The following is a 12,917-nucleotide window of genomic DNA, read 5'->3' as shown; positions in this document are numbered from 1 at the left end:
CACCGGCGTGTCGAGTGGAAATTACAAGATTGTAGTTACTCGGATTCTCTTCCGCACTCCTGTTACTGGTGTGACAGTTGCTCCACGTGTGAACTTCCCCGCGCACATGGAGTCCTTCAATGCCCCCCAGCAAGACCACCTTCGTCACCGCCTGCCAGCAACTGCTGGCCCTCGGTGTCGTGCTCGCCGCGCTCACCCCGGCCGCGAGCGTCGTCAGCCTCGATGTCGTCCGCGAGATGCCGACCGGAAGCGCCGGCTCTCGGACCGACTCGCTCGCCGCCGACCTCTCCGCCTACACCCGTGAGGCCTCGCGGCCGTCGAAGGTGCCGACCGAGGTGGTCGACCCGACGGTGAAGGAGTACTCCCTCACGGCACCCGCCGGCTCGAAGGCGGCTCCGCGCGCAGTCAGCAGCCGGACCAAGGCCGGCGCGCTCGGTGGCTCGCAGGTGACCAGTGTCCCCGAGGCCGTCGTCGGCTACGGCGCGGTCGGGGTGACCTGGGCCCACGGCACCAAGCTGCCCGCCGACGCGATCGCCCTCGCCGTGCGCACGCGCACCGGGCAGACCTGGTCGGCCTGGATGAAGCTCGACTACGACATCGAGCACGGTCCCGACCCGGGCTCGGTCGAGGCTCGGCACGCCCGCCCCGGCACCGACGCCCTCCTGGTCGGCGACGTCGACCAGGTCCAGGTCCGCGCGTCGTCCACCGGGACGCTGCCGCCCGACCTGCGTCTCGCGGTCGTCGACCCGGGCACGGCCAAGCGGAGCGCGGTGGAGAAGCCGGCGCTCGACACCGACACGATGGACGGCGCCGACGCCCCGGCGGCACAGCCCGGCACGCTGGCGACCGACCCGGGGGAGGGCACCGGCGGCAGCGACCAGATCGACCTGCAGGCCGCGACGTACACCCCGCGGCCGCAGATCTACTCCCGCGCCCAGTGGGGCGCCGACGAGAGCATGCGCGACAAGAGCTCGCTGCGCTACTTCGAGGTGCACGCCGGCTTCGTGCACCACACGGTCAACGCCAACGACTACACACGCGCCGAGGTGCCCGGGATCCTCCGCAGCATCTACGCCTACCACACCCAGTCCCGCGGCTGGTCCGACATCGGCTACAACTTCCTCGTCGACCGGTTCGGCCGCATCTGGGAGGGCCGGTACGGCGGCATCGACCGGCCGGTCGTCGGCGCGCACACCCTGAACTACAACGACTACTCGTTCGCGATGTCCGCGATCGGCAACTACGACATCAAGCAGCCCTCGCAGGCGATGGTCCAGGCCTACGGTGCGCTGTTCGCGTGGAAGCTGTCCCTGCACGGAGTCGACGCGTCCTCCACCAAGCAGTGGGTCGGCTCGCGGGACTTCGAGGCGATCAACGGCCACCGCGACGCCGCGTCGACGGCCTGTCCCGGCAAGTACCTCTACGCCAAGATCCCGGAGATCCGCACCCTCGCGGCCGAGGCGCAGCGCGGTTGGGCCGGCCGCGAGCTGGAGTCCAACCTGGCGTCGACGCCGCACCCGGACCTGATCGTGCGTCGAGCGAGCGACGGTCAGGGTTTCGTGATCCCCACCGCCGGCATGACCACCTTCGCCTCGGGCATCACCGCGCTCAATGGCCTGACCGCGGACGACAGCGTGATCGCCTCACCCGACCTGACCGGTGACGGCATCGGGGACCTCCTCGTCCGCGCCGCCGATGGCAGCACGACCGTGCGCCCCGGCGCCTCGAACGGAACCTTCGGCTCGAGCGGCACGCAGGTCGCCGGCCTGGAGGGTCACGACCTGGTCACCGCTGTCGGGGACCTCGACGGTGATGGCAAGAACGACCTCGTGGCGCGCTGGCCCGCCACCGGCCGGCTCGACGAGTTCCTCGGCCGTGGCGACGGCACGTTCCGGGTCCAGCGGCTCGGCACCGTCTGGGGCGGCTACACGACGCTCGTGGGCACCGGCGACCTGAACGGCGACGGGCGGACCGACCTCCTCGGCCGCGACGCGGCCGGTGCGCTCTGGCTGCACCCCGGCGTGGCCAAGGGCGGGTTCGGCACGCGGGTCGCGGTCCCTGGCTCCTGGAAGCGCTGGGCGAGCATCACGGGCGCCGGCGACTTCACCCGTGACGGCCAACCGGACCTCTTCGTCCGCGACGCGGCGACCAAGACCGGCTACGTGCTGCCCTCGCTGGGTGACGGGACGTTCGGGCAGCCGCTCGGCCCGGTGACCCGCATCCAGGGCGTCGGGAGCCTCGCGGGTGCGGCGCAGGTCCTCCGTGACGCCACCCCCGACGTCGTGGCCCGCACCGGCGCCCGCGTGGTCGTCTTCCCCAACAACGGCGGAACCGAGGTCGGCAAGCCAATCGCGACCGGCGTCGACCTCTCCAACGCCAACCTGGTGCTCAACGCGGGCGACTGGGACCGTGACGGCTTCGGCGACATCATCAACCGCAACAAGGCCACCGGTGCGCTGTTCCTGCGCCGCGGTGACGGCACCGGGCACTTCGGTCCCGCGACCAAGCTGGCCGACGGCTTCGGGAACGTGGCGTTGCTCGCGGCCGTCGGTGACATGACCGGCGACGGCTACCCCGACCTGATGGGCCAGCCCGCCGGCGGCGCGATCCGGATCTACCCCGGCAAGGGCGTGGCGGGCCTGCAGACCAGCTACGTCGCCCACGGGCGGATCCAGGCCGGGACCCAGGTCGCGGTCGGCCGCTGGGACGGCGACGGCGCACCCGACTCGCTGTTCCGCCAGGGCTCGAAGCTGGTGCTGTTCCCCGGCAACGGCCCCGGCGGGCTCACCAGCCCGCGCACGCTCAGCCTCGACCTCTCGCCGTACGACTGGGTGATCGGGGTCAGCGATGTGTCACTCACCGGTCACGCGGACGTGATCGTCCGGGAGAAGGCGACCGGCTACCTGTGGCTGCTCCAGGGCACCGCGACCGGCTTCGCGCCGCGCCGCTTCCTGGCCGAGGGGATGGGGGCCTACGACCTGGCCGGCTAGCCCGGCCACGTGAGGAGAGAGATCTGGCTGGTCTTCCGCGATCAAGGGAAGCGAGCCGTGGCGCGCTCGGCGGTGTAGATCGCCTCGATGCGTCCCGGCTCGGCGTGGGTGACCAGGACCAGCGAGCCGCCGCGAACGAGCGGCTCGGTGAAGGCGGCGACACCTGGTGGGGAAGCCGGGTTCGCCTCCGAGAGGAGGCGGCCGCCGTCGGTGAGGAGACTCCCGGCGGCGGCCGTCGTCCACAGCTCCGCCTGCGTCGCGCCGCCGTACGACGACCCGGTCGCGGCGTCGTCCGCGCCGGGCGGGTCCCAGGGCGTGAACGCGTCCGGCTGGGACCAAACCTCGATCCCGACGTCGTGGACGCCGGCCGGCAGCGGGTCGGCGAAGCGGACGCCGAGGGGGAGCAGCGAGCACGCGAGCACGGGGAGGTCGTCGGCCCGCTCGGCCCAACGCTCGAGGCTGCCCGGGCCGCACACCACGGCGTCCGGGATCACGTCGTCGGCGTCCTCGGGCCCGATCACGACCAGGCCGACCGTCCACGCCGCGCCCAGGAACACCGGCGCGAGCCAGTGCGTCGGCAGGTCGACGCACAGCGTCTGGCCGCGCTCGAGGTCGTGCTCCTCAGCGAGCAGCGAGGCGGTCTTGGCGACCCAGTTGGCGTACGTCGTCACCGACAGCTCCACCCGCTCGCCGGTCGCCTCGTCGTAGAACGTGAGCAGCGGGCGTGAGGAGTCGGCACGCAGCTGGCGCGCCAGGACATCGGCGAAGGTCGTCACCTGGATAGCCTCTCAGCATGCCTGCAGACTCCAGCATCGACCACTTCTGGGCCGTGATCCCGGCGGGCGGTGCGGGCACCCGGCTCTGGCCGCTGTCGCGCTCCTCCGCCCCGAAGTTCCTGCACGACCTCACCGGGCGTGGCCGCACGCTGCTGCAGGACACCCGCGACCGGCTCGCTCCGCTGGTCGAGGACCGGTTCGTGGTCGTCACCGGCGGAGCCCACCGCGAGGCCGTGCTCGAGCAGCTGCCCGAGGTGCCCGCCGCGCGGGTGCTGGCCGAGCCGGCTCCGCGCGACTCGATGGCCGCGATCGGCCTGGCCGCCGCCGTGCTCGAGCGCGAGGACCCCGACGCGGTGATGGGCTCGTTCGCCGCCGACCACGTGATCCCCGACCCGGAGTCCTTCGCCGCGTCGGTCCGCGTGGCCGCCGAGGTGGCCCGCGACGGCTGGCTGGTGACGCTCGGGATCGAGCCGGCGTTCCCGTCCTCGGCGTTCGGCTACATCCACCTCGGGGACCCGCTCCCGGGTCACGCCGGGGCGACCACGGTGCGTGAGTTCGTGGAGAAGCCGTCGGTGCGGACCGCGAGCGAGTACGTCGCGACCGGGCGCTACCGGTGGAACGCCGGCATGTTCGTCGTACGTCCTGGGGTGCTGCTCGACCTGCTCGCGCAGTGGCACCCCGAGTTCGCCGCGGCTCTGCGCGCCATCGCGGCGGATCGCGGTCGGCTCGAGGAGCTCTGGACCGGCCTGCCGAAGATCGCCCTCGACCACGCGGTGGCCGAGCCCGCGGCCGACGCGGGCCGGGTCGCCTGCGTGCCCTCGTCGTTCCACTGGGACGACGTCGGCGACTTCGACTCGCTCGCGGGCCTCGTCGGAGCGGGCGCCGAGTCCGTCGCGGTCGTCGGCGACGGCCGGCTCGTCCGCGCTGTCGATGCCAGCGGCCTGGTCCTGCCCGGATCCGGACGCGTGGTCGCGGTGATCGGCCTCGACGACGTGGTGGTCGTCGACACCCCGGATGCCCTGCTCGTCACCACCCGGGCCCGCGCCCAGGACGTCAAGCAGGTCGTCGAGGCGCTCAAGGCCGAGGGGCGCACCGAACTGACGTAGTCGGTCTCGGTCGTCGAGCTTGTCGACGCCACGTAGGGCGTCGCTGGTTGTCGAGACCACTCCAGGTCGACGACTCGAGTCGACGTCCCGCTGCGGTGCTGGGTCTCGAGACGCCGGTCGCGGCTTCGTTCCTCAGCCGCGCGGCTCCTCGACCTGGCGCCTGGGTCCCGGCCTTCGCAGGCTCAGGCCGGGGGCGCTCATCACATGGCGTTGGGCTCGGGGGAGTCGAAGTAGGGGTACTTCTTCATGAACGAGTCGAGGGCGGCGCCGCTCACGGAGGAGCAGTACTGCCAGACCCCCAGCTGCTTGCTGGTGTCGGTCTCACCCTGGCCGCCGGCGGACCAGTGGGTCAACGCGACGTGCTCGCCGTCGGGGAACGAGGCGCCGTTCTCGTCGTCCTTGGTCCACGGCACGGCGATGAACTTGTAGCGCGGGTTCTCGCCGCCCCCGAACTTCTCCGCGATCGCGCGCAGCTCCTCGACGTCCTTGTCGTTGTCGGCGATCGTGGCGTCGTACCAGAGCAGCGTGTAGCCGTGCTCGAGGTTGTGCACGAGCGCCTCGAGCGGGGGGCGGTCCTCGGGGGTGTAGAACTTGCGGGCGAACGGCGCGGGCGCCACGCCCGCCTCGTTCCAGTGGGCGCCGAACGCGGGCGGCGCGTCCTTGTAGTCCACCGGCGTCCCGGTCGGGACGTGGTTCTGGTTGCCGTCGGCCTTCTTGGTCGTGATGTCCTGGCACGAGGAGGCCGGCGCGCCGATCTCGTCGAGCGCGACCTTGTCGAACTGGCGACCGTCCCACCAGTCCTTGACCGGCTTGTACGCCGCCGCACCGACGATCAGCGCGCCGACCAGGACGCAGACGCCGACGATCGCGAAGCCGCGGCGCTGGTCGGCGCTCTTCTGCTTCTTGAGCTTCTGCTGGATGAGCGCCTGGCGGTCGTTCTTGGCTGGCTTGGCCACGGTGTGCGTCCTCGGTCGTGCTCGGTCGTGCAGGGCGGTCGGGGTCAGTCGACGGCAGAGTCTACGGGTGGTCAGGGAACCGCTGGGCGCAATCGCGTGCCGCTGGGCGAATCGGAGCGGACCACCTCCCAGCCGTGGGCGAACGCGAGGGTGGCCACCGCCCGGGTCAGCCCCGGGGGCACGGTCACCAGGAGCTCGGTCCCGTCGGCGCCCGAACGCGACGCGAGCAGGCCCAGTGCGTCGGTGATCGCCGCCGCCAGCTCCGCCGGCGCGGCCGGTGCGCCGAACGGTGCGCGGTCGGACGGGTCGCCGGTGAGAGCGCGTACGACGGCCTCGCGGGCGCCGTACCCGAACAGGTCGGCGCCCTCCGGCCTGATCAAGGTGGCGGCCCCGGGGCCGTCGTCGCCGGGTGGGAGCACGAGGTCGGCGCGCCCCCGCACGATCGCGAAGGGCCGCCCGCCGAGCTTGCCCTGGGCGAGCTCGGCGACCCCGGCGATCTCGTCTGCGACGGCGGGCAGCGTCACCGCGAGCTCGTTGCCCCACCGGTCGGTGCGTCCGGCGTGGTCCTCCGCCACGACCAGGCCCGCGGCGCCGATCGCGATGTCGGTCTGCCCCTCACGCCACGCGCGACCGGCGGTGTCGGTGATCACGACCGCCACGTTGCGCCCGGTGCGCTCCCGCAGTCGCTCCCGCAGGCCGCGGGCCGAGGCGTCCGGGTCGAGCGGCAGCAGCACGACCTGGCCGGTCGGCACGTTGGAGCTGTCGATGCCTGCCGCGGCCATGGTGAGACCGAGGCGGTTGCGCACGATCGTCGTGGGGCCGCGGCGGGCGACCACCCGGGCGGTCTCGCCGGGCAGCAACTCCTCCCGAGTCCCGGGACGCACCCGTCCCTCGGCCTTGCTGACCACCTTGCTGGTCACGACGACGACGTCCCCGTCGGCGAGCTCGACGCGAGTCAGCAGGTGCTCGACCAGGTCGTCCCCGGGCCCGATCTCCGGGATCCCGTCCGGGGCGGTGACGTCCAGGTGGGTCATCCGTGGACCGGTCCGGCAGCGAGGTCCACGGCAGCTGCCGCCATCGCCGCGGTGGCGTGCACGTCGGTCATCATCAGCGGCACCGCGCGGCACGCGATCTCGGCGGCCTCGACCCGCCCGACCTGGTCGGCGTCGACCTCGTCGACGAGCCAGCCGTCGAGCACGCCGCCCTGCGAGCGAGCGCCGTAGTGCAGGCCTACGCCGGCGGCGCTCACCTCGACACCGAGCGAGGTGAGCAGCTGGTTGGCCATGCCGCGCACGTGGCTGCCCCCGACGATCGGCGAGAGCCCGACCACCGGGGCGCGCGTGGCGATCAGGGCCTCGCGGACCCGGGGCACGCCGAGGATGGTGCCGACCGACACGACGGGGTTGGAGGGCGGGAGCAGGACCAGGTCGGCGTCGGTGATGGCGTCGATGACCCCGGGGCCCGGGGTGGACTCGTCGAGGCCGACGACGACCACGGCCTCGGCGGGCACCTCGGCGCGCAGTCGCACCCAGTACTCCTGGAAGTGCACCACACGCCGCCCGCTGGCCGCCTCGGGGTCGGCGATCGCCACGTGGGTCTCGACCCGGTCGTCGGTCATCGGCAGCAGCCGGACCGCCGGCCCGTGGACGGGGGTGAGCCAGCGCCGGCAGAGCGCCTCGGTGACCTGGGAGAGCGGGTAGCCGGCGTCCAGCATCTGCGTGCGCACCAGGTGGGTGGCGATGTCGCGGTCGCCCAGGCCGAACCACGTGGGCTCCACGGCGTACGCCGCGAGCTCGTCCTTCACGCTCCACGTCTCGTCGCGCCGGCCCCAGCCGCGCTCGAGGTCGATGCCCTCGCCCAGGGTGTACATCACGGTGTCCAGGTCGGGGCAGACCTTGAGGCCGTGGATCCACAGGTCGTCGGCGGTGTTGGCGACCACGGTGACGACGGCGTCGCGCTCGACGCCCGGGATCAGGCCCTCGGCGATGCCGTGGAGCAGGCCCTGCAGGAAGCGGGCGCCGCCCATGCCGCCCGACAGCACGGTGATGTTCTGCATGCGGATACCTTGCCGCACGGGGGAGTGCTCGCGGTCGCCGGTCGTCGCCCATAGCAGATCCGGGGTTGACTTTCGGGGTACGACAGGCATGTAATTCCCACAGTGTCGTTCACGATGTGGGGAGCGGCCGTACCGGGTCGAAAGGGCGAGGGCCGTGAGAGAACTGTTTCTCCTCGACGGGGACGCCGAGGAAGCAGGCTGGCAGGAACGTGCGCTGTGCGCACAAACCGACCCCGAGGCGTTCTTTCCGGAAAAGGGAGGCTCGACTCGGGAGGCCAAGAAGGTCTGCCTGACGTGTGATGTGCGAGACGACTGTCTTGAGTACGCCTTGATGAACGACGAGCGCTTCGGCATCTGGGGCGGGCTCTCCGAGCGGGAGCGCCGCAAGCTCAAGAAGCGCGCCGTCTGAGCTGGCCTCGTCACCCGAGCTCGCTCGGGTGACGAGGACTACGGCCGATCGAGCCTGCAGCCTGGATGCCCTGATCTCGACACGCCGGTCGCGACCTCGTGCCTCGGTCGCGCGGCTTGCTCGATCACCGCCATCGAGTCCGCTACCGCATCCTCGATCTCGACACGCCGGTCGCGACCTCGTGCCTCGGTCGCGCGGCTTGCTCGATCACCGCCATCGAGTCCGCTACCGCGTCCTCGATCTCGACACGCCGGTCGCGACCTCGTGCCTCGGTCGCGCGGCTTGCTCGATCACCGCCATCGAGTCCGCTACCGCGTCCTCGATATGGTTCGGGATCGTGAGTTCCTCGGTCTCAGCGCTGCTCGTCAGCCACGACGGCGCCCGGTGGCTGCCCGCCGTGATCGAGGGGCTGCGCGCCCAGCGCACCCCCGTCGACGACGTCGTGGTCGTCGACACCACCAGCAGGGACGGCAGCGCCGACCTGCTCCACGACGCCTTTAGCGGCGAGTTCGGCGAGGTCCTCAGCGCGCCGGGGTCGACCACGTTCCCGGCCGCCGTCGACCTCGGGCTCGACGAGCTGCGCCGGCGCGGCTCCACCTCCACGTGGGTCTGGATCATCCACGACGACGCCAACCCCGACCCGGGGGCGCTCGCCGCGCTGCTGGCGGCGGCCGACGCCGACCCGACGGCCGACATCCTCGGGCCCAAGCTGCGGGAGTGGCCCTCGCTGCGGCGCCTCCTCGAGCTCGGCGTGACGATCTCGGGCACCGGCCGCCGCGAGACCGGGCTCGAGCGCGGCGAGTACGACCAGGGCCAGCACGACCAGGTGCGCGAGGTGCTCGCGGTCAACACCGCCGGCATGCTGGTGCGCCGGTCGGTGCTCGAGGAGCTGGGCGGGCTCGACCCGCAGCTGCCGATCTTCGGCAACGACATCGAGTTCGGGTGGCGCGCCGCGATGGCCGGCCACCGCACGCTCGTGGTCCCCGACGCGATCGTCTTCCACGCCGAGGCTGCCCACCGCGGCCTGCGGCGTACGCCGTTGACGGGCCGGCACACCCACTACCAGGAGCGGCGTGCGGCGATCTACACGCTGCTCGTCAACGCCCGGCGCCGCGCGCTGCTGTGGCTCACCGTGCGGCTGGCGTTCGGGACCCTGCTGCGGATGATCGGCTTCCTGCTGGTGCGTGCCGTCGGCGAGGCGCTCGACGACCTGGCCGCCCTGCTGTCGATCTACTCCCACCCGGGCCAGGTGCGTGCGGCCCGTCGGGTGCGCCGCGAGCGGGGCCCCCTCGACGAGGAGCGCGCGCGACCCCTGCTGGCGCCGTGGTGGCTGCCCTACCGGCACGGCCTGGACTTCCTCGGCGACCTGGTCGCGGCGGCGACGAACCAGGCGCAGGACGTCGCCGAGCGCCGCCGGATCGCGGCCGCCGAGCACGCGCCCGCGAGCACCGTGTCGCGCCCGCGCTCGGAGGAGGACGAGCTCACCGAGGACACCGGCGCGGTCGCCCGCTTCCTGACCAACCCCATCGCGCTCGCGCTGGCCCTCGTCGTGCTCGTGGCGCTCGTCGGTGCCCGCGACGCTCTCGGCGACGTCGCCGGCGGCGGGCTCTCGCCCGTACCGGCCGGCGCATCGGACTGGTGGCGCCTGCAGACCGAGACCTGGCACCCCCTCGGCACCGGGACCGCGGTCCCGGCGCCGGCGTACCTCCCGGTGCTCGCGCTGCTCGCCACGCTGCTCGGCGGCAGTCCCGCCGCTGCGGTGTCGGCCGTGCTCGTGCTGACCGTGCCCGTGGGGCTGTGGGGAGCCTGGCGGTTCCTGCGCGTCGTGGGCCGGCTGGTCACCCCGACCGGGGCTCCGCGGTGGGCACTGCTCTGGGGCTCGGTGACGTGGGCGGTGGTGCCGGTCGCCAGCGGTGGCTGGGGCGACGGCCGGCTCGGGGTCGTCGTCGGATCGGCCCTGCTGCCGTGGCTCGCCCACGCGGCGCTCGGGTTCGCCGACCCCGCGGCGGACCGCCGTTGGCGGGCGGCCTGGCGCGCCGGCCTGCTGCTGACCGTGACCGCGGCGTTCGCTCCGGTGCTGTGGCTCTTCGCGTTGCTGCTCGGCCTGGTCGTGGTCGCCGCCGCCTTCGCGATCGTGCGGGGAGCCGGTCGCGACCGGTCTGTCTGGGGACCGCCGGCGGCAGCCCTGGGCCTGGTCCCGCTGCTGCTCTCGCCCTGGTGGCTGCCCGCGATCCAGCGTGGCGCGGCCGCGGCCCTGCTGCTCGACGTCGGCCGGCTCCCGGCTCCCGAGGTCGACGCGCTCGCGCTGGCCACCGGTCGGCTCGGCGACCTCGGCGCACCCTGGTGGCTCGGCGCGGTCCTCGCCGTCCTGGCCGTGCTCGCCGTCGTGCCCCGGATGACCCGGGTGCCGGTGCTCGTGTGCTGGGTGGTCGCGCTGGTCGCGGCGGTGCTGGCCGCGGTGCTCGGGACGTTCTCGATCACCCTTCCGGCCGCGACCGCGGACGCGGGGCTGGGTGCCCTGGTGGTCGTGCTGCAGGGCGCGCTGGTCGTGGCCGTCACCACCGGAGCCATCGGGCTCGCCCACGGTGCCGCGACCTGGCGCCGGGTGGGGGCGGGCCTGCTCGCGCTCGTGGCCGCCGCCGTACCCGTCGGGGGGCTCGTGTGGTGGTTCGCCGGTGCGAGCCCGGCCATCACCGACGGCGTCGACACCGACATCCCCGTCTACATGGTGCAGAGCTCCGAGGCCGGCGCCGCCCACGGGATCCTGGTGGTGCGCGGCGACGTCGAGGACGGCCTGACCTACACGGTGCGCCGCGGTGACGGGATGACCCTCGGCGAGGACGAGATCCTCGACCTGACCTCCGAGGACGATGCGTTCACCGCCGAGGTGCGCGAGCTCGTGTCGCGGCCGACGCCGAGCGTGATCGACCGACTCGGGCAGAGCGGCATCGAGTACGTCGTGCTCCCCTCGCCCGCCGACGGCGACGTGGCCTCCGTCCTCGACGCCGCTGCCGGGCTCGTGCAGGCGAGTGCCGCCGACCGCTCGACCCGCGCGTGGCAGGTCGACCGCCCCCTGGACTCCTCGTCGCTCGACGGCTCGACCTCGTGGCTGCGGGTGCTGCTCCTCGTCGTGCAGGGCGCCGGAACCGTGGCCGTCGCCGTTTTGTGCCTGCCCACCACCAGCCGGAGGCGATCGTCGTGAGCCACAGCGCACCCGCCGCCCCGGGACGTCGCTCGACGCGTCGTGGGTCCCGCGTCGACATCACGGTCGTGCTCGCGGTCGTGCTGCCGCTGCTCGCCGGGATCGCGGTCTTCCTGGTCCGGCCCGCCTCCACGTCCGGGTCCGACCACCCGCCCACGCGCGTCGCCCTGACTCGGGCGACGGTCGTGTGCCCGTCCGCGCTCGGCGACGCGGGCGTCTCGCTGACCAGCGCCGCCGAGGACGCCCAGGGACAGGTACAGGTGGGCCTCGGGGACGACCGTCGACCGGCGGACCTCGTCAGCGGTCAGGTCACGACCGTGGCCGGCGACCAGGGACCGGTGGCGGTGGCCGGTGAGGACGAGTCCGCTCCGGGGCTCGTCGCCGCCCGGTTCGCCGCCGGCCAGCCCGCGGCCCTCGCCTGTCCCGCCCCCGCGCCCCACGCGTGGTTCACCGGGGTGGGCGCCGGGGCCGGGCACACCTCCGTGCTCGAGCTGGCCAACCCCGACTCCGGCACCGCGGTCGCCGACGTCACCGTCTACGGCCGCAACGGCGTCATCGACGCGCCCCGGTTGCTGGGCGTGTCCGTGCCGGGCGGCACCAGCGTCCGGCTCGACCTCGCCGCGGAGATCCCCCGGCGCGACGAGCTCGCGATCGAGGTCGTCGCCTCCCGGGGCCGCCTGGGCGCCACGGTGCTCGACCGGTACGACGAGCTCGGTGGCGCGACACCCACCGAGGACTGGCTGCCCGCCCAGGCCGAGCCGGCCACGGACAACCTGCTCATGGGGCTCGCGCCGGGCGCGGGTCGCCGTACGCTCGTGGTCGCCAACGGCACCGACAGCGAGGTGCGAGCCGACGTCCGGGTCGTGACCGACAAGTCGGTGTTCGCGCCGAAGGGCCTGCCGGAGATCCGGATCGCCCCGCAGAGCGTGCAACGCATCCCGGTCTCGGACGTTCTCGGCCCGGCGATCGCCGACGGGGCGACCGGGCTGCTCGTGACCGGCAGCGGCCCGATCACCGCCACCGTCCGGTCGGTCGCGCGGGGCGATCTCTCCCACGCGGTCGCGGACACCCTCATCGACGGAGCGGCCACCGTGCTGCTGCCCGGGGGTGGCAAGGGCGTCGACAAGACCGTCGAGCTGGCCGGTGCCGTTCGCACCGGTGCCGTCACGGTGGTGGCCCGCTCTGCCACGGGCAAGGTGCTCGACACGGTCCGGGTCGACGTGGTGCCCGACGAGGGGGTCACCGTGAAGCTTCCCGCGGACGCGCTGCTGGTGACGGTCACGCCCGAGCGCACCTCCGTCGCCGGGGTGGTTCAGGTCTCGACGACCGGCAAGCACCCGGGGACCGCGGTGGTGCCGCTGACCCAGCCCGCGATGAACGGCCTCGTGCCCGACGTAGGGCCGGGACTGCCCTAGCCGCGGC

At 73.4% G+C, this 12,917-nt stretch carries 9 protein-coding genes; 5 read left to right on the top strand and 4 right to left on the bottom strand.

Going from position 1 to position 12,917, the window contains the following annotated elements; genetic code table 11:
- Positions 1-119: 119 nt before the first annotated feature.
- Positions 120-2,990 (top strand): FG-GAP-like repeat-containing protein, encoded by a 2,871-nt coding sequence (locus AC3ANS_RS16325; RefSeq protein ID WP_488292633.1) that lies wholly within the window; start codon positions 120-122, stop codon positions 2,988-2,990.
- 41 nt (positions 2,991-3,031) lie between these two features.
- Here AC3ANS_RS16325 and AC3ANS_RS16320 read toward each other — a convergent pair whose 3' ends face one another.
- Complete coding sequence (locus AC3ANS_RS16320; protein WP_488292632.1) at positions 3,032-3,766, bottom strand: TIGR03089 family protein; 735 nt, start codon at positions 3,764-3,766, stop codon at positions 3,032-3,034.
- Between the two features lie 17 nt (positions 3,767-3,783).
- Between AC3ANS_RS16320 and AC3ANS_RS16315 the strand changes: the two genes are divergently transcribed.
- Positions 3,784-4,872 (top strand): mannose-1-phosphate guanylyltransferase, encoded by a 1,089-nt coding sequence (locus tag AC3ANS_RS16315; protein WP_488292631.1) that lies wholly within the window; start codon positions 3,784-3,786, stop codon positions 4,870-4,872.
- 200 nt (positions 4,873-5,072) lie between these two features.
- Here the strand turns inward: AC3ANS_RS16315 and AC3ANS_RS16310 are convergent, their stop codons facing one another.
- The 3 genes from AC3ANS_RS16310 to cofD all read right to left on the bottom strand — a co-directional run bounded on the left by AC3ANS_RS16310 (position 5,073) and on the right by cofD (position 7,884).
- Positions 5,073-5,828 (bottom strand): DUF3105 domain-containing protein, encoded by a 756-nt coding sequence (locus AC3ANS_RS16310; RefSeq protein ID WP_488292630.1) that lies wholly within the window; start codon positions 5,826-5,828, stop codon positions 5,073-5,075.
- A 71-nt stretch (positions 5,829-5,899) separates the two neighbouring features.
- Positions 5,900-6,862, bottom strand: a complete 963-nt coding sequence (gene cofE / locus AC3ANS_RS16305) for a coenzyme F420-0:L-glutamate ligase (RefSeq protein WP_488292629.1) — start codon at positions 6,860-6,862, stop codon at positions 5,900-5,902.
- The gene (gene cofD / locus AC3ANS_RS16300; RefSeq protein WP_488292628.1) at positions 6,859-7,884 is read right to left on the bottom strand and encodes a 2-phospho-L-lactate transferase; all 1,026 of its coding nucleotides are present in this window, start codon (positions 7,882-7,884) and stop codon (positions 6,859-6,861) included. The genes cofE and cofD overlap by 4 nt, the downstream gene beginning before the upstream one ends.
- A 154-nt stretch (positions 7,885-8,038) precedes the next feature.
- Here cofD and AC3ANS_RS16295 point away from each other — a divergent pair, with 154 nt between their 5' ends.
- From AC3ANS_RS16295 to AC3ANS_RS16285, 3 genes are all read left to right on the top strand, one after another.
- Entirely contained in the window at positions 8,039-8,293 is a 255-nt protein-coding gene (locus AC3ANS_RS16295; RefSeq protein WP_284534102.1) for a WhiB family transcriptional regulator, read from the top strand.
- 337 nt (positions 8,294-8,630) lie between these two features.
- Complete coding sequence (locus AC3ANS_RS16290) at positions 8,631-11,495, top strand: glycosyltransferase family 2 protein (RefSeq protein ID WP_488292627.1); 2,865 nt, start codon at positions 8,631-8,633, stop codon at positions 11,493-11,495.
- Entirely contained in the window at positions 11,492-12,910 is a 1,419-nt protein-coding gene (locus AC3ANS_RS16285) for a DUF5719 family protein (RefSeq protein WP_488292626.1), read from the top strand. The genes AC3ANS_RS16290 and AC3ANS_RS16285 overlap by 4 nt, the downstream gene beginning before the upstream one ends.
- Positions 12,911-12,917 lie beyond the last annotated feature (7 nt).

This window comes from Nocardia sp. 149-1B, assembly GCF_057747975.1.
This window is presented reverse-complemented; position numbering and strand designations above follow the sequence as displayed.

Bases quoted from the DNA above. Each gene is read 5' to 3' on its own strand.
- AC3ANS_RS16325 (WP_488292633.1), top strand. From the start codon at position 120: ATGCCCCCCAGCAAGACCACCTTCGTCACCGCCTGCCAGCAACTGCTG.
- AC3ANS_RS16315 (WP_488292631.1), top strand. From the start codon at position 3,784: ATGCCTGCAGACTCCAGCATCGACCACTTCTGGGCCGTGATCCCGGCG.
- cofE (WP_488292629.1), bottom strand. From the start codon at position 6,862: ATGACCCACCTGGACGTCACCGCCCCGGACGGGATCCCGGAGATCGGG.
- cofD (WP_488292628.1), bottom strand. From the start codon at position 7,884: ATGCAGAACATCACCGTGCTGTCGGGCGGCATGGGCGGCGCCCGCTTC.